The 22,073-nt window shown below is 40.5% G+C and carries 24 protein-coding genes and 1 riboswitch; of the genes, 9 read left to right on the forward strand and 15 right to left on the reverse strand.

Translation table 11 applies throughout. From position 1 onward, the window contains the following. Positions 1 to 36: 36 nt before the first annotated feature. The gene (gene hemW / locus F935_RS13335; RefSeq protein WP_016139386.1) at positions 37 to 1,191 is read right to left on the reverse strand and encodes a radical SAM family heme chaperone HemW; all 1,155 of its coding nucleotides are present in this window, start codon (positions 1,189 to 1,191) and stop codon (positions 37 to 39) included. A 116-nt stretch (positions 1,192 to 1,307) separates the two neighbouring features. Here hemW and F935_RS13340 point away from each other — a divergent pair, with 116 nt between their 5' ends. Beyond that, the gene (locus tag F935_RS13340) at positions 1,308 to 1,769 is read left to right on the forward strand and encodes a DMT family transporter (protein ID WP_016139387.1); all 462 of its coding nucleotides are present in this window, start codon (positions 1,308 to 1,310) and stop codon (positions 1,767 to 1,769) included. Positions 1,770 to 1,802: 33 nt separating this feature from the next. Then, positions 1,803 to 3,149: a multidrug efflux MATE transporter AbeM gene (abeM, locus tag F935_RS13345; protein WP_016139388.1), complete on the forward strand. Its 1,347-nt coding sequence runs from the start codon at positions 1,803 to 1,805 to the stop codon at positions 3,147 to 3,149. 34 nt (positions 3,150 to 3,183) lie between these two features. Here abeM and F935_RS13350 read toward each other — a convergent pair whose 3' ends face one another. Both F935_RS13350 and F935_RS13355 read right to left on the reverse strand, forming a co-directional pair. Further along, positions 3,184 to 4,434, reverse strand: coding sequence for an acyl-CoA dehydrogenase family protein (locus tag F935_RS13350; protein ID WP_005301987.1), 1,251 nt, complete (start codon positions 4,432 to 4,434; stop codon positions 3,184 to 3,186). 32 nt (positions 4,435 to 4,466) lie between these two features. Beyond that, positions 4,467 to 5,714: an SfnB family sulfur acquisition oxidoreductase gene (locus tag F935_RS13355; RefSeq protein WP_016139389.1), complete on the reverse strand. Its 1,248-nt coding sequence runs from the start codon at positions 5,712 to 5,714 to the stop codon at positions 4,467 to 4,469. A gap of 256 nt (positions 5,715 to 5,970) precedes the next feature. Between F935_RS13355 and F935_RS13360 the strand changes: the two genes are divergently transcribed. The 3 genes from F935_RS13360 to F935_RS13370 all read left to right on the forward strand — a co-directional run bounded on the left by F935_RS13360 (position 5,971) and on the right by F935_RS13370 (position 8,211). Then, complete coding sequence (locus F935_RS13360; protein ID WP_016139390.1) at positions 5,971 to 7,269, forward strand: ABC1 kinase family protein; 1,299 nt, start codon at positions 5,971 to 5,973, stop codon at positions 7,267 to 7,269. 99 nt (positions 7,270 to 7,368) lie between these two features. Next, positions 7,369 to 7,623 (forward strand): type B 50S ribosomal protein L31, encoded by a 255-nt coding sequence (locus tag F935_RS13365; protein ID WP_005301976.1) that lies wholly within the window; start codon positions 7,369 to 7,371, stop codon positions 7,621 to 7,623. Between the two features lie 252 nt (positions 7,624 to 7,875). Next, positions 7,876 to 8,211 (forward strand): HopJ type III effector protein, encoded by a 336-nt coding sequence (locus F935_RS13370; RefSeq protein WP_004794912.1) that lies wholly within the window; start codon positions 7,876 to 7,878, stop codon positions 8,209 to 8,211. Between the two features lie 433 nt (positions 8,212 to 8,644). On the opposite strand, the gene crcB is transcribed toward F935_RS13370, so the two are convergent. From crcB to F935_RS13390, 4 genes are all read right to left on the reverse strand, one after another. Beyond that, on the reverse strand, positions 8,645 to 9,025 hold the full coding sequence (gene crcB, locus F935_RS13375) for a fluoride efflux transporter CrcB (RefSeq protein WP_016139391.1): 381 nt from the start codon (positions 9,023 to 9,025) through the stop codon (positions 8,645 to 8,647). A gap of 126 nt (positions 9,026 to 9,151) precedes the next feature. Next, a riboswitch (Fluoride riboswitch) is annotated at positions 9,152 to 9,218 on the reverse strand. Between the two features lie 45 nt (positions 9,219 to 9,263). Then, positions 9,264 to 9,674 (reverse strand): GFA family protein, encoded by a 411-nt coding sequence (locus tag F935_RS13380; RefSeq protein WP_016139392.1) that lies wholly within the window; start codon positions 9,672 to 9,674, stop codon positions 9,264 to 9,266. 77 nt (positions 9,675 to 9,751) lie between these two features. Beyond that, a complete protein-coding gene (locus F935_RS13385) occupies positions 9,752 to 10,957 on the reverse strand; it encodes a TIGR03862 family flavoprotein (protein ID WP_016139393.1) in 1,206 nt (401 codons plus the stop codon). After that, positions 10,947 to 11,585 carry a class I SAM-dependent methyltransferase gene (locus F935_RS13390; protein ID WP_080645612.1) on the reverse strand — a complete coding sequence of 213 codons (639 nt, stop codon included), beginning with the start codon at positions 11,583 to 11,585 and terminating at the stop codon, positions 10,947 to 10,949. The genes F935_RS13385 and F935_RS13390 overlap by 11 nt, the downstream gene beginning before the upstream one ends. A gap of 87 nt (positions 11,586 to 11,672) precedes the next feature. Between F935_RS13390 and F935_RS13395 the strand changes: the two genes are divergently transcribed. After that, entirely contained in the window at positions 11,673 to 11,867 is a 195-nt protein-coding gene (locus tag F935_RS13395; RefSeq protein WP_016139395.1) for a DNA gyrase inhibitor YacG, read from the forward strand. Here F935_RS13395 and F935_RS13400 read toward each other — a convergent pair. The 5 genes from F935_RS13400 to F935_RS13420 form a co-directional block, all read right to left on the reverse strand. After that, the gene (locus F935_RS13400) at positions 11,864 to 12,508 is read right to left on the reverse strand and encodes an MBL fold metallo-hydrolase (protein WP_004794923.1); all 645 of its coding nucleotides are present in this window, start codon (positions 12,506 to 12,508) and stop codon (positions 11,864 to 11,866) included. The genes F935_RS13395 and F935_RS13400 overlap by 4 nt on opposite strands. A 23-nt stretch (positions 12,509 to 12,531) precedes the next feature. Continuing rightward, on the reverse strand, positions 12,532 to 13,548 hold the full coding sequence (hemH, locus tag F935_RS13405; protein ID WP_016139396.1) for a ferrochelatase: 1,017 nt from the start codon (positions 13,546 to 13,548) through the stop codon (positions 12,532 to 12,534). Positions 13,549 to 13,621: 73 nt separating this feature from the next. Then, positions 13,622 to 14,626, reverse strand: coding sequence for a DUF4062 domain-containing protein (locus F935_RS13410; RefSeq protein ID WP_016139397.1), 1,005 nt, complete (start codon positions 14,624 to 14,626; stop codon positions 13,622 to 13,624). A gap of 117 nt (positions 14,627 to 14,743) precedes the next feature. Next, the gene (gene murI, locus F935_RS13415) at positions 14,744 to 15,610 is read right to left on the reverse strand and encodes a glutamate racemase (RefSeq protein ID WP_016139398.1); all 867 of its coding nucleotides are present in this window, start codon (positions 15,608 to 15,610) and stop codon (positions 14,744 to 14,746) included. A 46-nt stretch (positions 15,611 to 15,656) separates the two neighbouring features. After that, positions 15,657 to 16,268, reverse strand: a complete 612-nt coding sequence (locus F935_RS13420; RefSeq protein WP_004794931.1) for a DUF1285 domain-containing protein — start codon at positions 16,266 to 16,268, stop codon at positions 15,657 to 15,659. 186 nt (positions 16,269 to 16,454) lie between these two features. On the opposite strand from F935_RS13420, the gene F935_RS13425 reads away from it, so the two are divergent. After that, a complete protein-coding gene (locus tag F935_RS13425; protein ID WP_016139399.1) occupies positions 16,455 to 18,167 on the forward strand; it encodes an electron transfer flavoprotein-ubiquinone oxidoreductase in 1,713 nt (570 codons plus the stop codon). Between the two features lie 41 nt (positions 18,168 to 18,208). Here F935_RS13425 and F935_RS13430 read toward each other — a convergent pair whose 3' ends face one another. Continuing rightward, positions 18,209 to 18,736 (reverse strand): hypothetical protein, encoded by a 528-nt coding sequence (locus F935_RS13430; protein ID WP_016139400.1) that lies wholly within the window; start codon positions 18,734 to 18,736, stop codon positions 18,209 to 18,211. A gap of 84 nt (positions 18,737 to 18,820) precedes the next feature. Then, on the reverse strand, positions 18,821 to 19,078 hold the full coding sequence (gene tusA / locus F935_RS13435) for a sulfurtransferase TusA (protein ID WP_002053527.1): 258 nt from the start codon (positions 19,076 to 19,078) through the stop codon (positions 18,821 to 18,823). A 185-nt stretch (positions 19,079 to 19,263) separates the two neighbouring features. On the opposite strand from tusA, the gene F935_RS13440 reads away from it, so the two are divergent. Together F935_RS13440 and lnt are read left to right on the forward strand one after the other, a co-directional pair. Then, positions 19,264 to 20,103, forward strand: coding sequence for an HlyC/CorC family transporter (locus F935_RS13440; RefSeq protein ID WP_004794939.1), 840 nt, complete (start codon positions 19,264 to 19,266; stop codon positions 20,101 to 20,103). Further along, positions 20,100 to 21,659, forward strand: coding sequence for an apolipoprotein N-acyltransferase (lnt, locus tag F935_RS13445; protein WP_016139401.1), 1,560 nt, complete (start codon positions 20,100 to 20,102; stop codon positions 21,657 to 21,659). The genes F935_RS13440 and lnt overlap by 4 nt, the downstream gene beginning before the upstream one ends. A 1-nt stretch (position 21,660) precedes the next feature. Here lnt and F935_RS13450 read toward each other — a convergent pair whose 3' ends face one another. Continuing rightward, positions 21,661 to 21,999: a tRNA-binding protein gene (locus tag F935_RS13450; protein ID WP_016139402.1), complete on the reverse strand. Its 339-nt coding sequence runs from the start codon at positions 21,997 to 21,999 to the stop codon at positions 21,661 to 21,663. Between the last annotated feature and the right edge of the window lie 74 nt (positions 22,000 to 22,073).

Raw genomic sequence — 22,073 nt, forward strand, 5'->3', positions numbered from 1 at the left:
AGCCGCATTTGATAATGCGGCTTTTACATTGTTTTATTATAAAAACTCTTCTAGTACCGAGTTCAAGAAAATATGCCCCTGCTCTGTACAAGCTAAACGAGAACTATCCTCTACTAGTAGTTTTCTAGCTCGTAGTGAAGTGAGTACATCATTTAAATGATCTAAGCTTACGCCTGTACGCTGTTCATATAACTCAGCTTTTACACCGTCATTTAGACGTAAAGCATTCATCATAAATTCAAAAGGAAGCTCTTCTGCCTCAATCTTTTTCATTTGCAGATGTTCGGCTGGAACCTTAGCTAAATAGTCTTTTGGCAAACGAGTTTTTTGGAAACGATACACACCATCTGGTCGTGTCACTTTGCCATGTGCACCTGCACCAATCGCAAGATAATCACCAAATTCCCAATAATTCAAATTATGTGCTGAAGGCAGCTCTTTACGCCATGCCGAAACTTCATAATTTATAAAACCATTTGCCTTAAGATATGCCTCACCCTGCTCTTGAATATCTTCAAGCATTTCATCTTGCGGTAGAACGGGCTGGGTACGAAAGAAAACGGTATTTGGTTCAATGGTAAGCTGATACCAACTAATATGTGTTGCGCCACTTTCTACAGCAAGCTTGAGATCATAGAGCGCCTGCTCTAGCGTTTGCTCAGGCAAACCATGCATTAAGTCTACATTCACTCGCTTAAAGCCAGCCTGCTTTGCTTGTTGAATCGCTTCAATTGCATTGTTTGCAGAATGAATACGTCCAAGCTTTTGCAAATGATCAGTATCAAAGCTCTGGACACCTATCGATAAGCGGTTAATGCCTGCCTCTAAATACCCTGCAAACGGATCATGCTCTACCGTTCCCGGATTTGCCTCTAAAGTAATTTCGCAGCCATCTTCAAACTTAAGCAATGACTTAAGTTCTGCAAATAACCAAACATAACCCTGTGCCGAAATCAATGAAGGTGTCCCACCACCAATAAACACACTATGAATTGAACGCCCCTGTGCCATCTCTAGTTGAGTTTCAAAGTCAGCGACCAACGCTTTTAAATAGGTTTGCTCAAGTTCTGACGAAAGTGCTCCGTCTGGTACGGCATGCGAGTTAAAGTCACAATATGGACATTTACGTACGCACCAAGGCATATGGATATATAAAGATAACGGAACAGAAGCAGGGTTTAATACGGCCAAGGAGCAGGTCCAATTTACACAATATTTCTATTTTAACATGACTGCATCAATGGGCTTATGAAAACATACCTTAATTGCTTTAGACTAAATTTAAACATTCTTAAATACTGATAAAAATGATGAAATTCTCTAGCCAACTTTTCCTGTTTTTGCCCTTAGCTATGGGAATTGGTGTTGCCATGGCTTTTCAGACTGCAATCAATGCTCAACTGCGCGAGCAACTACATTCACCCTTACAAGCAGCTTTATTATCATTTTTCATTGGTACTATTGTTTTAGCAGTTATGGTTTTCTTTCAAAGTGCCGAGAAGCCCACTTTAAGTGAAATATCAAATATTCCATGGCTTCTTTGGACTGGAGGATTCCTTGGGGTTTATGCAATCAGCATGAGCATTTATACTGCACCTAAGCTTGGTTTTTTAACCTTTACAGGGCTAGTCGTTTTTGGGCAAATCGTTATTTCTATGTTACTTGATCATTTTGGTTGGTTGGGCACAGAAAAGACACCTGTTACATGGCAACGATTTCTTGGTGGAGTCATCATCTTTGTCGGTGTGGTACTCACTTTGCAGCGTTAGCTTCATTTTTTATATTTAAAAAGAGTACCTTTTGTGTCGAATGTCACATCTTTTCGGTCTGAATTAAAACAACTCTTCCACTTAATGCTACCGATTTTAATTACCCAGTTTGCTCAAGCAGGATTCGGGTTAATTGACACTATTATGGCTGGGCATTTATCTGCAACCGATTTAGCAGCAATTGCTGTAGGGGTCGGTTTATGGGTTCCAATCATGCTCCTGTTCAGCGGCATTATGATTGCAACTACACCCTTAGTAGCCGAAGCAAAAGGCGCAAGAAATACAGAGCAGATCCCTGTCGTTGTTCGTCAGTCATTGTGGGTTGCTGTCATTTTAGGTGTACTGGCAATGCTCATTTTGCAGCTTATGCCGTTTTTCTTACATGTTTTTGGCGTACCAGAGAGCTTACGACCTAAAGCAAGCTTGTTCTTGCATGCAATTAGTTTAGGTATGCCAGCTGTGACCATGTATGCAGCTTTACGTGGCTATTCAGAAGCATTAGGCCATCCACGCCCTGTCACAGCTATTAGCCTATTAGCTTTAGTTGTATTGGTCCCTCTTAACATGGTTTTTATGCATGGATTAGGACCAATACCTACATTAGGTAGCGCTGGCTGTGGTTTTGCAACCTCCATTTTACAATGGCTCATGCTAATTACTTTAGCTGGTTATATTTATAAAGCTTCGGCTTATCAAAACACGTCTATTTTTGGCCGATTTGATAAAATTAATATGGCTTTAGTTAAAAGAATTTTACAGCTTGGTCTACCAATCGGTTTAGCTGTGTTCTTTGAGATTAGTATTTTTAGTACAGGTGCATTGGTCCTTAGCCCACTTGGTGAAGTGTTTATTGCTGCACACCAAGTCGCAATTTCCGTTACCTCTGTGCTGTTTATGATTCCGCTTTCACTAGCCATTGCCTTAACCATCCGTGTCGGTACTTATTATGGTGAAAAAAACTGGGCTTCAATGTACCAAGTTCAAAAGATTGGTCTCAGCACAGCAATATTTTTTGCCATATTAACCATGACTTTTATTGCTCTAGGCCGTGAACAAATTATCTCGATTTATACCCAAGACTTAAACGTAGCTCCTGTTGCGATGTATTTACTCTGGTTTGCAATGGCATATCAGTTGATGGATGCATTACAAGTAAGTGCCGCAGGCTGTTTAAGAGGCATGCAAGATACTCAAGCACCAATGTGGATTACGCTCATGGCATATTGGGTGATTGCTTTTCCTATTGGGCTTTATTTAGCACGTTATACCCATTGGGGCGTGGCTGGTGTGTGGCTAGGTTTGATTATTGGTTTAAGCATCGCTTGTGTTTTATTACTTTCAAGACTTTATTTAAATACCAAACGTTTAAGCCAAACCTAATAAAAAAGCCGATGAAACATCGGCTTTTTTTTCACTATGCAGACTTTGCCCGCGGGCTTGCTCCAATTTGCCAAACAAAGGGTAAATCGGTACGGTTCACTTCCCAATCGCCAATGACCTTTTCTTTATAGATGAGCGGATTATGTGAAGATACCGTTCGTGCATTACGCCAGAAACGGTCGAGTTGTTTAACCTGACTACTTGCCGATGCACCTAAAGCGTTAAATAACTGGCTGGTTAAATCCAGTACCAAATTAGAAATCACCACCTGCCCTTGCGCCGACTCAAGCTCAGCATCTACATTAAACTGATGTTCTTTCACCTCTAACTCACTAAAGTGACTTTCATAAGCCTTCTGTAATGCTTCTGCTGTTTTAATCGTAATTGCTAGACTTCCATAGGCTTGAGCAGAGGCCTTACCTACCACCTGTAAAACTTGTGGGTCATGACGAACAAGGTCACCATTACCATGACTAAAAATACGCTTTCGCTCACGTATTTCTTGGCTAAAAGTTTCGACCGCGGCATGCGCAATCCCTGTTAGGGTTGCAAGGTGGACAACCTGATAAAAAGCGGTCTGATATTTAAAACGCTGATCAAATGGAATAAGGTGCGAAGCTGGTAAATGAACCTGATGCACTTTTAAAGTACCACTGCCCGTTGTCTTTTGACCAAAGCCATCCCAATCATCAATCACACTTACCCCAGTTTCATGGCGATAAATAGCAGCAATCACATGACGGTCATTCACTTCATCGTAAGCAAATAAATCGATCCAGTCAGCAAAGATACTTCCTGTTGAATAGTACTTTTCACCATTCACCACCAAGTTACCCGAAGCATCTTTGGTTACTCGTGTAACGACATCACCAATCTGTACATTTCCAACTTCGGTCCATGCGTTTCCAACTAAATCACCTTGTACAAAACGCTGAAACCAGACTTCTTGCGAATGCTCTTTATGGGCAACTAAACGGTCTTCAACAAAAGCAAAGTGTCCACGCAACGCTTGCACAATATTCGAGTCTGCTTGTGCTAACTCAGCTAGAAGCTGGAAAAGTTGCGGCAATGATACCCCATCTCCACCATATTTAACGGGTACCCGTACTGCACCTAATTTGAGTTCTTTTAACCACTGAATCGGTTCAAAAGGTAAGATTCGTTCTTTTTCTCGTTGAATTGCACCTTGGGCAATTTTTTCAAAAACTGGACGAAATCTACTTGCTACTTTTTCATAATCGGCGCCTACCGATAGCTCTTCTAACTCAATTTGGGTAATTGTCATCTTTATTCTCCTAATCTTATTTTTTCTTCACTTTAGCTCCATGCATGACGCGGTGGATGGATGCCATTGAGGTAGTAATTACCGACAATGTGATATTTCCAACGTACAGGATCATGCAAGGTGTGAGTACGCGCATTACGCCAATGGCGGTCCAGATTAAGCTCTGACAAAGTAGAACGTGTTCCAGACAACTCAAAAAGCTTATTCGCAGCTAAAATCGCAACTTCTGTAGTGAGTACTTTTGCTTCAGCAACCAGTAATGTCGCTTGATTTACATGTTCTTCTGTTGTGTCAGCAATCGCCTGATCAATCGCATCTCCTGCTAAATCTAATACCGCTTCTGCTGCACGCAGTTTTATTTTTAAATCACCAATGTTTGCAATCGTATAGGGATCATCACTCGCTTTTTCCAAACCTGAATCAACCCATGCACGGCTATGATTTTTGACATAGTGAATTGTTTCTTCAATTGCACCACGCGCAATGCCTGCATCGACAGCAGCTTGAATAAATTGTGAAATTGCACCTGCTGGTGTAGGACGTTCGAAAGCCTGATAAATCGGAACTAAATACTCTTCACGTACTGGAACTTGATTAAGTTCAACAGTACCGCTGGCCGTGGTTCGTTGCCCAAAACCAGACCAGTCATTAATAATATTCACCCCTGAAGTTTCCCGAGGAACGAGTGCAGCATAAGGCTGGCCTTCTTCATTCACCGCGACAATCGGAACCCAATGTGCAAGCAATGCGCCAGTTGCAAAAAACTTCTTCCCATTAATTTCATAACCGTGCTCGGTCTTTTTTAATGTGGTAGTGAGGTCAGCCACCGTTTTGCTATGTTTTTCTGAGAAGGCATTCCCAAAACGAATCCCTCTCAACACTAAGTTAAAGAAGAACTGTTGTTGTTCTGGGCCTGCATCAAGACGTAAATGTTCAATAAAAGCCAAGTGATTTTGGGGAAGCTGTGCAAGAGATGGATCAACACTCGCAATTGTTTTGATAACCTCAGCCAAAGTTCGATATTTGACTTGTGCTCCACCAAATTGCTTGGGAACCGTAATCGCCCATAAGCCGCTTTGTGAGAACTGTTGAATCTCATTTAGGGGTAAACGGCGCTCCTTGTCTCGATCGGATGCCTCTTGTGCAAACTCTTGAGCAAGATGTTTCGCAACCTCAATTGCTTCTTCATCAGAACGAATAATATGCGCATCTTTTGACTGCTCAAACACAGATAAAGGAACCGCCTGAGACCGCCCATGGGCTGAACTTAAACTTGTCATAACTTTTGTTGTCTCTATTTTTATTTAACCTGTCATTCACATTAGCACCAAAAAAACAGACACTTTATAGATATTAAAGCTTTGTTTATGAAATGGATTTTCACAAGCTTTTCATATTTTTTACTATAAAAATAACATTTTGTTTTTCGAAAATTTTCTTACATGAGATAAACAATTTCATATAGGCTTTTTAAGCTTTGTCACCTATGATCAAAACTAGGCAATATTATGTTGTAGTCAATGAGGTATCGAAGACATGGCAAAGAATGCAAGTTCACCAGGCAAACGATTTATGAAACTTGCAGGAATGACCGCGAGCATTGCAACGAAAACCGTTTCTAACTCGATTCGAAACTTGACCGCAGATGAAGAACAAAAGCTGGCTTCAAAAACTAAGTTATTTCAGGATATTGGTTTGCAAATTGCCGACACCTTAGGCGAAATGAAAGGTGCCGTCATGAAAGTCGGCCAAATTGCATCGCAATATAAAGATATTTTCCCACCCGAAGTTGCTAAAGCAATTTCAAAGCTACAACGCCAAGCACCAGCCATGCCTTTTGCCGCTATTCAGCAGCAAGTTGAACGTGAGCTTGGAAAACCGCTCAATGTTGCCTTTAAATCTTTTGATCAAGAACCTTTTGCAGCTGCTTCAATTGGCCAAGTCCACAAAGCTACTCTACCTAGCGGCGAACAAGTTGTGGTTAAAGTGCAGTATCCTGGTGTTGATGAAGCCTGTGAAAGTGACTTAAAACAAGTGCGTTTAGCCCTTCGTTTAATGGGTGTACTTAAAATTGATAAAAAGCTACAAGATCAACTTTTTGCAGAGATTCAAGATAGTCTTTCAGCAGAACTTAACTATGAAATCGAGGCTCAAAACCTTGAAGTTTTCAAAACATTCCATAGCCAGTTAGATGACAAAATTATTATCCCGACTGTTTATAAAGATTACTCTTCAAGACGTATTTTAACCTTGAGCCTCGAGCAAGGTGACAGCATTGAAACTGCCAGTGCATGGCCTCTTGAAATTCGAAATACGATTGGAAACCGCTTAATACGTGCATTAGGTCAGGAAATGTTCTTTTTAAAACGTTTTCACTGTGACCCTCACCCAGGTAACTTTGCTTTCCGCCAAGACGGTAGTGTCATTATTTATGACTATGGCAGTGTTAAAACACTTTCAAATGAAATCGTGCAAAACTTTAAGCGCTTGGTGAATGCAGCTCGTCATGAAAATATCGAGCTTATTGAAACAGAATTACTTGAACTACACTCCCTTGCTGAAAAAGGTAAGTTCCCGAGTGATCTATATAAACTCTGGATTGAAGTGTTATTACGTCCGCTTAATACCACCTATGATTTTGCCGAGAACTCATCACATCATGATGGCATGTTGCTTGTGAAAAAATCTTTGAAATATTGGGATGTCTTTAAGCCTTCACCAGATACGCTTATGGTCAACAGGACCATTTCAGGACACTACTGGAACCTCATTCACTTAAAAGTTCATGACAATCTTAGTGATTTATTTGAAGAACTCGTCCCGCCTTCTAACTAATTAAATTTTAAGTCAGTGTAACCTTTATGGGGTACATTGACTTATTAATTGTTATGTTATAACATTTCTTTAATCAAAAATAATTTAGGACAATCTCTCATGCGTAAAGATATTCATCCTGCTTATCAACAAGTGTTATTTCATGACACCAATGCAGACGTGTACTTCTTAATTGGCAGTACTCTTCAGTCTAAACAAACCAAAGAATATCAAGGAAAAGTCTATCCTTATGTAACCCTTGATATTTCAAGTGCATCTCACCCTTTCTACACAGGTGAAGTACGTCAAGCAAGTAACGAAGGCCGCGTTGCAACCTTTAATAAACGCTTCGCTCGCTTTAATCGTAAGAGTTAATCTTACGTTAAGATTTGACCAATACACTTAAATCATTGGAAGCCTAAGACTATCTCCTCCACTTAGGCTTCTTTTTTTATGTGTATTTTTTCGATCTTTTTATGTTGTGTATAAAAGAGAACTTATCCACAACTTGTATAAAAACTCTTCTTATTCTGCCCACAACTCATCATTTTTTTTGCATTCACCGAGCTTTCAAAGTTGCTATTCGATGCTATGCTTGAACCCTCATTTAATAGGAAGTTTAAGATAATGGCACAAGAGTTACTTGCACAATTACAAGCAGGCACAGCAAAATTTTCAGACGTTTTAGCTCATATTGAAGCACGTTACCAACATACTCCAACGGCTTTTCAAAATGGTGCACAGCATAATGCTGCGACTGAAAATCAAGGCAGTGCAAAAGTTTTCTCTTTTGCCAAGTTACAAGGTTTAGACCAAGCACAAACTTTAAGTTTATTTGCAGAACACTACGCATCTGTATTGGCTACCCCTGAGGGCACTGACCATCAAAATATTCGTCAGTTTATGCAAAATGGTTGGGATGGTGTGAAGTTTGAAGGTCAGGCTTTGGCTGAAAAAGCTTAATCATTTTTTAGCACAGCCTCAAATTATGAGATTTTCTAAAGCCTATTAATAGGCAATACCTCACTTTTGAGGGCAAAAGTGACAAAACCCTTTGTTGCGCTGATGCTACATCCATGTAGCACAGCGAAACGACGGCATCCATGCCGTCTATCACGATAGTAAATGACTAATTATTAATGAAATTATTTGATTAATCTCTTATATTCGATACTGGGAAAGTCATCAACAGCCTGACTCAAATCAGCCATATAATGTTTTTGCGACATATTTGATAAGTGTAAACAGATAACAGGTTCTGTTGATGAAAATGGTTTTGCCTACTTTTGCCAAAACCCTTGCGAAGCCGCGCTTCTCAGGTCGAGCCGACGGCTAATCCAGACATAAAACTTTATTGAAAAGACTCAGCAGTAAACATTTCAACCAAAACAAACACTCAATGTCCTGCCACCCAATAATAAGTCGCCAACCCCAAACACGTAAAAATTAATGATCCAATTAAATGAATGGAAATCCCCAATATCGCCATTCCCAACTTACCACTTTGTAATAAAGTCACAATCTCAATCGAGAACGTTGAAAACGTAGTTAAAGCACCACAAAAACCCGTAATCACAAAGAGCTTATAGTTCGGGCTTAAATCACTTTGAGCAAAGTAGGCAATCGCAAAACCAATAATAAAGCCACCAACCAAATTAACAGTGACAGTACCGAGTGGAATTTGCGGATAGATCGGGTTCAGTTTTAAACCTAAAAACCAACGTAACCACGCCCCTAGAACTGAGCCTAAAGCAATTGAAAGTAGAGAGTAATACATAAGACCACCCCTTTAGATAGACGCTAAAAGAGCAAAAAATAATGAAGGAAAATATGACATGGCGTACTCCAAAAATAAGCAGAGTACGCAATAACCTACGTACCCAGCGATATATAAATACATGAGGGTAACGTAGGCATCATTAGCCAATACGGCGGTTTTTCAGGGGAGGAATGCCATCTCCCCGTTTTAAGTATATTAGATCATCTTGAATTTGATTTAAACATACTTTGTAAAATCATGGGCGTTCATCGTATTGCGGTAAATCGTCACAAATGCTTTCCCACTCTGCTTTTGAAGCAGCAAAAATATGCATTGTCGGCTTTTGGTCTAATGGCGTATCCAGTGACCCAATTCTTACACGATACAGTTCAGGCTGCGCATCACGCGAGCTAATCAAAGGTGAACCACATTCGCTACAGAACCAGCGGTACACACCTTCCACAGCGAATTTTTTGACTAAGTTTTCACCTTGGGTGATTTTAAAATCTGTACTTTTAACAGGAGCATTCGTGGCAAATGCTGTTCCATTGGATTTTCGGCAGCGTTGACAATGGCATTGAATAATATCTCCGATATCGCCTTTAATTTCATAGCGAATACCTTGGCACAAACAACTTCCTTGATAGACTGGTGATGCTTGAGACATGTTCTCGTAAATCCTATTATTATTGATCGCTCAAAAATAACACTTTTCACATATCAAACATAGCGCCAAATTAGTTGTTATTTTTCTAAGAATGAATGTACACCTTCACCAGCCGCTCGCCCTGTGGCAAAGCATGCAGTAAGTAAGTATCCGCCCGTAGGGGCATCCCAATCCAGCATTTCACCACAGCAAAACACACCTGAGATTTGTTTGAGGCTCAAATGTTCAGTTAATGCTTTTTGCTTAATACCACCAGCACAGCTAATCGCCTCTTCGATGGGTCTGAAGCCCTCCAACTTGATTTGAAGTGCTTTAATTTGCTGGGCCATAGTCTCTGGTTGGCTCCATAACGCTTTATCAACCACTTCTCTAATTAAGTTAATTTTGGCCGTGTCTAAACCTGCTTTACGCCAGATATTGGTGAGCGATTGTTTTTTACCACTTTCTAATTTTTTAACTAACTGTGTAAGCTCTACATCAGGCAATAAATCTAAAAACAAATTTAAGCTTTTCCCTTGTTTTTGTTGTTCTCGTAAAGCTCGTCCAAGTTTATAAATGACACCACTTTCTAAACCATAGTGAGTAATCACAATATCGCCATGAGTAACTTGGCTAGGCTCAACCCACGCATTAATACGCTTTAAAGGTTCACCAAAACAGCTTTCCATAAAAGCTGACCAAGTGTGCAATACCCCTGCATTACTTGGCTGAAAAGGTTCAATACTGAATTGATCCATCCATTGCTGCCATGCACCATCACTACCTAATTGTGACCACGACACCGCACCGCAGGCCAATACAACCGCATCGTATTGCTGGGTAAAAGTTTCAGTGCTTTGATTATTTTGGTTTTCTAAAGTCACCGAAGTACCTTGCAAATCAATACAACGATGTCGATAAAAGAATTTAACTTGTTGCTCTGCCAAACGTTTTAGCCAAGCACGCAGTAAAGGAGCCGCTTTCATTTCGACAGGAAAAATGCGACCTGAGGTGCCCACATAAGATTCAATTCCTAGACTTTTCATCCAGTTTTGAATCCAGACAGCATCCCATTTTTCAACCCATGGTTTGAGCCATTCTGCATGGTCATAACGTTCAATAAACTGTGCTAAAGGTTCAGCATGCGAGATGTTTAACCCAGTTTTACCTGCCATAAGAAACTTACGTGCGGCTGAAGGCTTTTGTTCATATACATCAATTTCATAAGCGTATTGGCTTAGCACCTCAGCAGCCATAAGACCTGCTGGGCCTGCCCCAATAATGGCAACCCGCTTATTCGCCATGTGTTTGACCTTGTAATGGCGCAAACTCATCAAATCGAGTTTTATAACCTTCAGGCTTGGTCATAATGAGCTGCTGACAAAGCTCACCGCGTTCTAAATACTTAATCTCAAAATGGGTACGTGCAGATGTTTGAGCAATTTTTTCTTTTTTGTAAGGCAGCTTCCATACATTTAATAACTGCTGCTCTGCTTCTTCAATATATTCAGGAATATTACTTGCCAGAGTAATGGTTCCATCTGTTTGCAGACGCGAGATTAAGAACTCAAAAAATGGCATATTCAACCAGCGCTGTGCTGGATTATGTGGTTCTGGATTTGGGTAGAGAATAAAGAAATGTTCAACTTGAGCAGAGTGCAAAGCATGCACTACCCAAGGTAAAGCATCTGCATGTACAGGCACCAAGTTATCTCTTGGCTCCAAACCATGCTGTTTTTGCATTGCTAAGTATTTTTCTCGGGTTCGTTCAATTGCATACAACGTGTGCTGTGGCTGTTGCCCACTAAATAGCAAAGCATGTTTACCCTTACCCGCTCCAATTTCTACACAAATCGGGGTGTTTTCAATCGGGGTAAAATCGCGAGGCGCTTGCATACGTTGTGCTTGAAATTGACGAATCGGCATAATCACATCAAACTAAATAAAAATCGGCATAAGTCTAACAAGTCACCTGACTTTTGCCTAATCTATTTCTCTTCACTTTGAGGATATCGCTTTATGCCACGTACATTTCCCTGCCCACGTTGTGGTGAACCAAGTGTTTGGGAAGGCAATGAATTTCGTCCATTTTGTTCTGAACGTTGTAAATTAATTGATTTAGGCGCTTGGGCAAACGATGAATATAAATTGCCTACCCAAGATGCTCCTCAGCAAAACAAGGGTAGTCAAAATGAAGATGATTATGAGGATTAACCTGCTTTACCCGCAACAAACGGGTTAAATTGCTTTTCATAGCCAATGGTACTCATTGGACCATGTCCAGAAATAAACTGAGTATCATCTGGCAAACTAAAACATTCACGTTTAATCGATTCAATCAACTGCTCATGGTTACCACGTGGGAAGTCTGTTCGCCCAATCGAACCTTTAAACAGAACATCGCCTGTCCAAAGTAAGCCATGGTTTTTATTATAGAAAACCACATGTCCTGGTGTATGTCCCGGTGCAAAGCGTACTTCAAACTCATCTTCACCCAGTTTTAGTACTTCACCACCTTCAAGCCATTGATCGACTTTGACAGGTTGTGGAATCGGAAAGCCATAACGTGCTGATACTTCCTGAATCATATCTAGCCAGAACTGATCTTCTTTGTGTGGACCAATAACCGGAACGCTCCATTCTTTGGCAAGCTCGCCTACCGCTCCTGCATGATCTAAATGCCCATGAGTGAGCCACAGAGCCTTCACTTTTAGACCTAAGGCTTCAACTTCTTTTTTCAAAACAGCAGCATCGCCACCTGCATCAATCAAAACTGCTTCTTTCGTTTCACTGTCCCAAACAAGGGAACAATTTTGAGCAAATGCAGTAACGGGAACAATTTTGACTTGCAGCATAAGAACCTCTGGCTAAAACGCAATTAACGGTGGGCTAAGGTATGGGTAAGGGCATCAAGATTAGCCTGAACTAAACCTGCAAGCAAATCAATATGAGCTTGATCGCTGTTTAGAGCTGGAATATAAGCATAGCTACCACCACCTGCTTCTTGAAACAATTCTGCATTTTGAATGGCTAACTCTTCAAGTGTTTCTAAACAATCGGCAGAAAAAGCTGGACTTACTACCTGAACAGACTTAACACCTTGCTTCGCCCAATCTTGTAAAAGCTGGTCTGTATAAGGCTTAACCCATTCTTGTTTTCCAAAACGTGACTGGAAGCTAATTGCCCATTCATCATCTTTTAAATGTAAGGCTTCAGCGACTAACTTTGCTGTAATACGACAACGATCTGCATAAGGGTCGCCTTTATCTGCATACGGCTGTGGAATCCCGTGAAATGACATCAACAGTTTTTCAGGTTTACCATGCTGCTCTTGGTAGGCTAAAACGCTTTCTGCCAATGCTTGAATAAACATAGGATGCTGATAATAGTCTTTAATGATGGTCAGACCCGGCAAGTTCCGCTGAGCTGGAATCCACTTGGCAAATGCATCATATAACGGCGCTGTAGACGTTGCAGAATATTGAGGAAATAAAGGCAATAAAATGACATGTTCTTGTGGGTTAACCGTCAATTTTTCTAAAACTTTATCAATACCCGGATTACCGTAAGTCATTGCGGGTAAAACGGTTAAATCAAACTGTTTATTTTCTTGTTCTAAATAAGCCTGTACACGTTTGGCTTGTTCAAACACAATTTCGCGCATTGGCGAGTCTGCTGACCATACTGAAGCATAGGCATGCGCCACTCTTTTCGGGCGAAAAGGTAAAACAAACAGATTTAAAATAATCCACCAGATCAGTTTCGGTATTTCAATCACACGTGAATCAGATAAAAACTGTTTTAAAAAACGGCGCACCGCAGGCACAGTCGCCTCATCTGGTGTGCCTAAATTCGCTAAAATGACAGTAACTTTCGGTTTTTGTTCAAACGACATGAGTAAATGCCTTTCAGTTCATCTTATGACACTAATGTAACAGTTTTCAGTGTCATATATAAATTGAATCGCTCTAAGCTTTTAATCGAACGCCTCGATGGTTCCATTTATAACTCAGCAATATCTTTTGAGCTTTGGTGGTTAGTTTCCATAGGCCATATGATTGTTCAGTTTGCGTTGGGACAATCCAGCCTTGTGATTGCATTTGATTTTTAATTCGAAACAGTGCCTTGTGATTAATCTGGGCACAAGCTACCGCATGTGCACGAGGTAATTCCTGACGGGCATCTTCTAAGCCTGCCTGATTTAAATATTCATTCAGACAAATTCCAAAATTTTCTTCTGGCACAGCTGTTTCAAAGCGCTTTGCCAGCACGCTCAACAACTGAGACCATGTCATTTGTCGTTGTCGTTTAAGCTCTTTAAAGTTGCCATCCTGAAATGCTTGAATCTGATATTCAAATGCAAAAATATCTTGTGGTTCAACTTCCTTTAACTGAGTTGATGGCTCGGTTACTCGCTGTTCTAAATGCAAAATTTTACTTCTTAAGAGTCTAATTTCATCTTCTAACTGCTGAGCTTGATGAGCAGGAACCCAGCCTTGTCCCATATGTTGCTCAACCATTAAAGGTATATTTAAACGGACAGCCAACTCCAATTCGCGTGGAGTTTTAAAGTAAAAAATATGCTTTGCTTCGTGTAATAACTTTTTTCTAAATGCGAGAAATTTATCTTTAAGTTGTGGATGTGTTTCTTGTAAATCTATTTCACGACTTTCAGGCTGTTCATGCATGAACACAATAATAGGTTTAGCCTGACTTAACGCGTATTCATATTCTAAAGACAGATAACTCACACCAGAAATCGATTGTTCTCCATACTGACTTCCTAGAAGTAAGATTACATAATCACATTCATCAATTTGTCGACGTGCAAGTGTGGTTGTTAAAGGTGTTCGATGTTCTAGTCCCCAAGCAAAGAAACCCATCCCCACCAAGGTTTGAGACAAAACCATTCTCTCTGGCTGCATATCGCGGCCAGACGTTGAAATAAAAATCTGATAGCGTGTATCGAGCATAACAATACCCTTTCGCCCCACGATCTGTATGTGACTTAAAATCAGCCAAGATCATGAACCGCCCCAAATAAAATAATAAATATAAAAAAACACTATTTTCTAAATGATGCTAAAAGATCAGTTCAGATTATGAAGTGTCCAAGTTAACTCTTGTGGAATCATATGTTGTAAAACTGGTTGCAATGCCTCGGCATTATTACCGCTGACATAACATTCAATACGTGCAACATTCTGACCTATTTGGTCACATAATAACGCATTTTTTATTAAAATACGGGCTGTTTGTCGAGCAACGGCTACCCCTGAGTCAACCAGTGTGAATTGGTTATCAAAAAGATGATGAATTGCCTCATTTAAGAAAGGATAATGCGTACAACCGAGCACTAAATAGTCTGCACCTTGCTCAGCGGCAGGCTGTAAAACCTCTTTTAATGCGTTTAAACAAGTCTCACCCATTTGCTGTCCCGCTTCTACACAAGGAACAAGTTCAAGGTTAGTTAACGTCATCACTTTAACACCCGCTGGAACAGCAAACTTCTCGACAACATCTTTAATGAGCTGCCCACGAAAAGTAGCAGGTGTTGCCAACACGGCAACCACTTTAGAACGTGTCTGTAATACGGCAGGTTTTAATGCTGGAACTAAACCAACGATTGGAAAGTGTTCGCCATAATGCTCACGTAAATGGTCAAGACTAAATGCTGAAGCTGTATTACAGGCAACCACCGCAATTTTGCAACCTTGGCGATATAACCAATCGACTGCGCGAGCCGTGAGTTCTCTAATTTCGTCATCAGAGCGTGGACCATAAGGAACGTAGGCTGTGTCGGCATAATACACAATACGTTCATTCGGCAAATATCTGGCAATTTCCGCTGCAACTGACATTCCGCCAATTCCCGAATCAAAAATACCAATTGGGGCATCTGCTGATGCTTTAGGCATAGGTTCTAGATCGGTAAATAGAGGCTGTATGGCGGTCATAGCTGTACTGAAGTGTCAGAAAATTTCACTTCCTAAAGCTTAAACCTCAAGTGCCTAATTGCAAGAGCAAATTACCACTTTTTAACTCTAAAACGGTTTCACCATTCTCTTTTTCGATGAGTGTTCCATAGTTCACTAAGTGATAAAAAGACTGGCGTTGAATAAGCGCATTAATTCCAAAACGCACATGCACATAAGGACGTAACTCCCCTGCATATTCACGCATAAAAATTGGATGTTCTGCATCAACCAAAATCACATCTTGATTGGTCGTGGTCAGTTGTAAAAATTGATCACCTGAAATTTCAACTTGATCGACCTGATTGACTAATAAAGGTTCATCTTCAACCTCAATTTCAATTTGTTCTACGGGGGTTTTCAGGTAGAATTTCCCTTCTTCTTTCCATAGGACTTTGGTAAATAGATCTAATAGGGCTTGGCGCTTAATTAATTGACCTTCGTGCCACCATTCTCCATTGGCTTTAACCGTCAAATCCATTTTGCCGCAATGCTTTGGATGCCACTGCTCTAAAGGTGGAATTGACCTTTTGTGACTTTGCTGTACACCTTTTAAGTATTGTGCAATGTTCATTAAGTTTTTATCATCAGATAACGGTATTTTTCCCATATCCGATGGGGAATTATTTTGATTTACCATAGTTTATGCCTTGCTGACGAAAAAATATGACGACTCAGCCAATTGGCTAGATCATGGTTTAAAACTATACTAGCCAAAACGATAAAAGGCACAATAGCATATTTGCGCCTATGGATTAAAACACTCACGGCAGCACCGAATTTCTGAATATGACGGTTGCCACCTTTAAGTATTGAGGAGTCCTACATGGAACACATCGAACGTGAATCGATGGAGTTTGACGTTGTCATCGTAGGTGCAGGACCTGCCGGTCTGTCTGCTGCGATTAAGATCCGTCAATTAGCGATTGAAAATAACTTACCTGATCTTTCTGTTTGTGTAGTTGAAAAAGGCTCTGAAGTAGGTGCGCATATCTTGTCTGGTGCTGTGCTTGAGCCACGTGCCATCAATGAACTTTTCCCGAACTGGAAAGAAGAAGGCGCGCCTCTTAATGTACCAGTCACTGAAGACAAAACTTTCTTCTTACTTTCAGACACTACCTCAAAAGAAGTACCTCACTGGATGGTACCGAAGACATTGCACAATGACGGCAATTATGCGGTTTCACTCGGCAATGTGGTTCGCTGGTTAGGTCAAAAAGCTGAAGAACTAGAAGTTTCTATCTTCCCTGGCTTTGCTGCATCTGAAGTGCTTTACCATGAAGACGGTACTGTAAAAGGTATTCAAACTGGCGACATGGGTATTGGTAAAGATGGCGAGCCAACGCATAACTTTACTCCGGGCTATGAACTTCACGCTAAATACACTCTCTTTGCTGAAGGTTGCCGTGGTCACTTAGGTAAACGCCTCATTGCGAAATACAACCTTGATAAAGATGTTGATCCACAACACTACGGTATCGGGATTAAAGAGCTTTGGGAAATTGACCCAGCAAAACATAAAGAAGGCTTGGTCATGCATGGTGCAGGCTGGCCATTGGCTGAAACTGGTTCTTCTGGTGGTTGGTTCTTATATCATATTGAAAATAACCAAGTTAGCTTGGGTATGATTATTGATCTATCTTATGAAAATCCACACATGTATCCATTTATGGAAATGCAGCGTTGGAAAACTCATCCACTGATTAAACAGCATTTAGAAGGTGGTAAACGTATTTCTTACGGTGCACGTGCTGTAGTGAAAGGCGGTTTCAACTCATTACCTAAATTGACATTCCCAGGCGGCTGCTTAATTGGTGATGATGCTGGCTTCCTGAATATGGCTAAAATCAAAGGCTCACACACTGCCATGAAATCAGGCATGTTATGTGGTGAAGCTGTATTTGAAGCGATTGCTGCCGGTGTAGAAAAAGGCGGTGACCTTGCGATTGCACGTGTTACTGAAGGTGAAGATTTATTCACTAAAGAATTAACTTCATACACTGAAAAATATAATAATTCTTGGTTAAAAGAAGAGTTATATAACACCCGTAACTTTGGCCCAGCAATGCATAAATTTGGTCAATGGATTGGTGGTGCATTTAACTTTATCGACCAAAACGTCTTTAAAGTGCCATTCACTTTACATGACTTGAAGCAAGACTTCGCTGCATTGAAAACTGTTGATGCAACTAGCTTTAAGCCAAACTATCCAAAACCGGATGGCAAACTTACATTTGACCGTTTATCTTCTGTATTTATCTCAAACACTGTACATGAAGAAAATCAGCCAGCTCACTTGAAGCTTACTGATCCGTCAATTCCAGTGAACGTAAACTTACCGAAATGGGATGAGCCTGCACAGCGCTACTGCCCTGCTGGTGTTTATGAAATCATGGAAGATAATGATGGCTCTAAACGCTTCCAGATTAATGCAGCAAACTGTGTTCACTGTAAGACTTGTGACATTAAAGACCCATCTCAAAACATCACATGGGTAACGCCAGAAGGCGGTGGTGGTCCAAACTACCCAAATATGTAATTCCTTAAAAAAACTCCCCTCACTTGAGGGGAGTTTTTTTATTAGAATATCTTCGATTTTTTACTAAATACCATAACTGTTGGTCCAATGGCTGTATGTGCAGCACCATAGTCCTGATGAATCTCAATTCGATAATCATCACATTGATAGATATATTTATTGTTCTTTTGCACCCAGCCTTTTTGGGGAACCTTAAATGTATTGAGAATTCTGTTTTTAAAAAGATCTAAATCCGTCTCATAACTTGCCATAGGGCCATCAAGAAAACTTAAACTGAATGAATTGATTACTTCAGTATCTAGATCATAAGCAATATGATTAACCCAACTGACGCCTGCTTTTTTGATCTGTGGATCAACTCCATCGGCAAACTCTAGTTGGTAATTATTTCCTCCTAACACCACTTGTTTCACTGTAGGGTGAAGCTTTTGAAACTCACGTATATTTTGTCCAACTCTTAAACCTGCGACATTCATGGTTTGTACAGGAATTTCACAGGGTTTTGCGCATGCAATTGAACTGAACAAAATACAAAAGGTAAACCCTAAGCATAAAGGAGTACTTTTCATCTTTATGTCCTGCAATGAGGTATGTTGATTGTTTTAGTTTTTATTAGACTCAAGCCCATGATGCTAAAGCTTTGGACATTTGCTTTAGCCCTTTTTCACCAAGTAATGAAATTCTTTATGACCATTTTCATCTAAGCGTTCTTCTTGCAAAAGCAACTCATGGCCTAAATGCATACAAAACTTAGGAATATCCCACGAAGTCGAATTGTCTGTTGCGAAGACCTCAACCACATCCCCAGATTTAGATTTACGGATGGCTTGATGCAACATCATGACAGGTTCCGGACAACGTAAACCACGCGTATTGAGTTGTACAGTAGGTGAAATGGGTTGCTCTGACATAACAAACTCGAACAAATAGAATTTTCACATTTTAGCATAAACAAATTACTGCGCTGTTAACTGTAACTGGCTTTTACATAACAATATACGTTTTGTCTTTTAGCTTGTTTTATAGATGCATAAGCATGTTTTCTTCGGTATGATTCAAAGTATTCATTTGATAGATTGAGTCTTTAGGAAAGATCATGCAAGAGGAACCAAGTCCGTCGTGGGGAATGCGCGGCTTACGAAAATGGTTAGGCACAGCACCAGAAACCCGTGATGAATTATTAAAATTAGTCCAAAATTCACGTCGCTTTTTAGAACCAGATACTGTTGCCATGCTTGAAGGTGTTCTTGACCTTCCAGCTACAAAAATTCGTGAAGTCATGACACCACGAACAGCAATGATCAGTTTGCAAGAAGATGACCAGTTACTTGATATTCTTGATGTACTGGTCGAGTCTGCTCACTCACGCTTTCCAGTCTTTTCTTCTGATCAGCCTGATAATGTTGTCGGGATTTTGCTCGCAAAAGATTTACTGCCATTTCTAACCGAACCGAATACCAAAGTCGATATTCGAGTTCTTATGCGTCAACCGTTATTTGTTCCAGAAAGTGCGCGTTCCGATCAGGTTCTACGCATGTTGAAACATACTCAGACTCACATTGCCATTGTGATTGATGAATATGGTTCAACAGCGGGTCTTGTTACGCTCGAAGATATTCTTGAAGAAATCGTTGGCGAAATTGAAGATGAACATGACACTGCTGATGAAGATGCTCAGTACATTGTTCCTGACAATGACCACACAGTAGCAAATGCATGGATGGTGCAAGCACTTACACCAATCGAACATTTCAATACTGTTTTAGATGCTGATTTTTCTGACGATGAAGTAGAAACTGTCGGCGGTTTATTGCTTCAAGAGATTGGTCTAGTAAGTGATTTACAAGGTCAAACTGTTGAGCTTGGAAATTGGTTATTTACAATCGTTGAAGCAGATGCCCGCACTATTCATCTGATTCGAGCTGTACGTCAATGAGAGCATACTTTGAAAAGCTGTTAGATTCATCGCAACAACAAAAACAGCTTCCTTTAATTTTTCCTTTACTCATTGCTTTATTTTCAGGTGCCGTATTCAGTTTTTCACTGGCACCTTATTATTGGTGGTGGTTGGCAATTTTATCTCCAGCCCTACTCTATGCATCGCTACATAAACGTTCGGCCAAACAAGCATTTGCTATTGGCTGGAGCTATGGCTTTGGTTTATGGTTTGTGGGGGCTTTTTGGCTCTACACTTCCATCCATGTATATGGCGATACCAATGCTTTTCTAAGCGTGGGTATGATTGCTATTATGGCCCTGCTTATGGGCTTATTTACCGCACTTCAGACTTGGGTGTACCGACGTTTCTTCCCTGAAACACCCCTGACTTTTGCACCGCTCTGGATTGTTTTCGAGTGGGCAAAAACTTGGGTATTTACAGGTTTCCCATGGTTGTTTGTAGGTTACGCTTTTACTGAACGTTTACTCGATGGTTATGCACCATTATTTGGTATCTATGCAATTTCCTTCGTCGTCATTGTATTAGCATGTGCTTTAGTTGAAGTTCTGCGCAAGCGTATTTTCTGGGTTATCCCGTCTGCCCTATTAGTTTTGGGCGCATGGGGAGCATCATATATACAGTTTGTAAAACCTAAAGCCGCTAAGCCACTTAGCGTTTCGCTCATTCAAGGTAACATTCCACAAGATTTAAAATGGCTGACTGAATATCAAGTTAGAACATTAGAAATTTATGCAGGTTTGACTCAATCTGAATGGGGCCGTGACCTGATTGTATGGCCTGAATCTTCAATTCCGCTCTTCCAAACTGATATTGAACCGTTTTTGGATGCAATGGATGCACAAGCTAAAAAGAACCACACTGCATGGGTAACTGGTGTTCCTTACTGGGATGTTACCAAATCTCATGAAGTCGGTAGCCCACTGTATTACAACAGTATTATGGCTTCTGGTAGCGATTCAAGCGGTCTCTATAAAAAGCAGCGCCTTGTTCCGTTTGGTGAATATATTCCACTATCAGGCTTACTCTCATGGGTATTACCAGCCATGCAAAATGATATTAGCATGAGTGGTTTTTCACGTGGCGAGAGCAACCAGAAACCACTCATGATTAAAGGGCATGCGCTTGCTGCTGCGATTTGTTATGAAGTGGCTTATCCGAACCTTACCCGACGCAATGCAGAAGGCAGCGACTTTTTAGTGACTGTATCTAATGACGCTTGGTTTACGGGTACTGCTGGGCCGTGGCAACATTTACAAATGGTACAGATGCGCGCTAAAGAAAATGGCCGCTGGTTTATTCGTGCAACCAACACAGGCGTAACAGCGTTTATTGATCAAAATGGTCATATCACTGAACAAGCACCGCTCGATAAAGAGTTTGTCTTAAGAGGCGATTTACCTGCCATGCAAGGTCAAACCCTTTATAACCGTTTAGGTGATTATCCAGTGTTAGGATTTGCAGTATTACTGCTGATCTTAGGTTGGGTGTACCGTCCACGTAAAGTTGACGTTTCTTTTAAATCCCGCCGCTAAATTACAATAACTTTGTACCCAGAGGCACTTCAAACTCTGGGATACAAAGTGCTACATCACCCTCTGCATTATGAAACCCTGTCACCAAACATTCTGACTGGATAGGTCCGATTTGTTTTTTAGGGAAATTCACTACAGCAACAACTAACTTACCAATCAAATCTTGTGGTTCATAGAGCTTGGTAATTTGAGCACTTGATTTACGGATACCCAATTCTTCACCAAAATCTACATGCAGAATATAGGCAGGTTTACGTGCCTTTTCGAAAACTTCAGCTTCAATAATTTTACCAACGCGAAGCTCTACTTTTAAAAAATCATTCCACTCGATTTGTTCCATTTACTTTTTCTCATATTGTTAAACTCTTAAACTAAAAACATATAATATTCAAAAATAAAATATTACTTTATTTT

Origin of the sequence: Acinetobacter calcoaceticus ANC 3811, from assembly GCF_000399665.1 — a bacterium.
Classification (GTDB): Bacteria; Pseudomonadota; Gammaproteobacteria; order Pseudomonadales; family Moraxellaceae; genus Acinetobacter; species Acinetobacter calcoaceticus_B.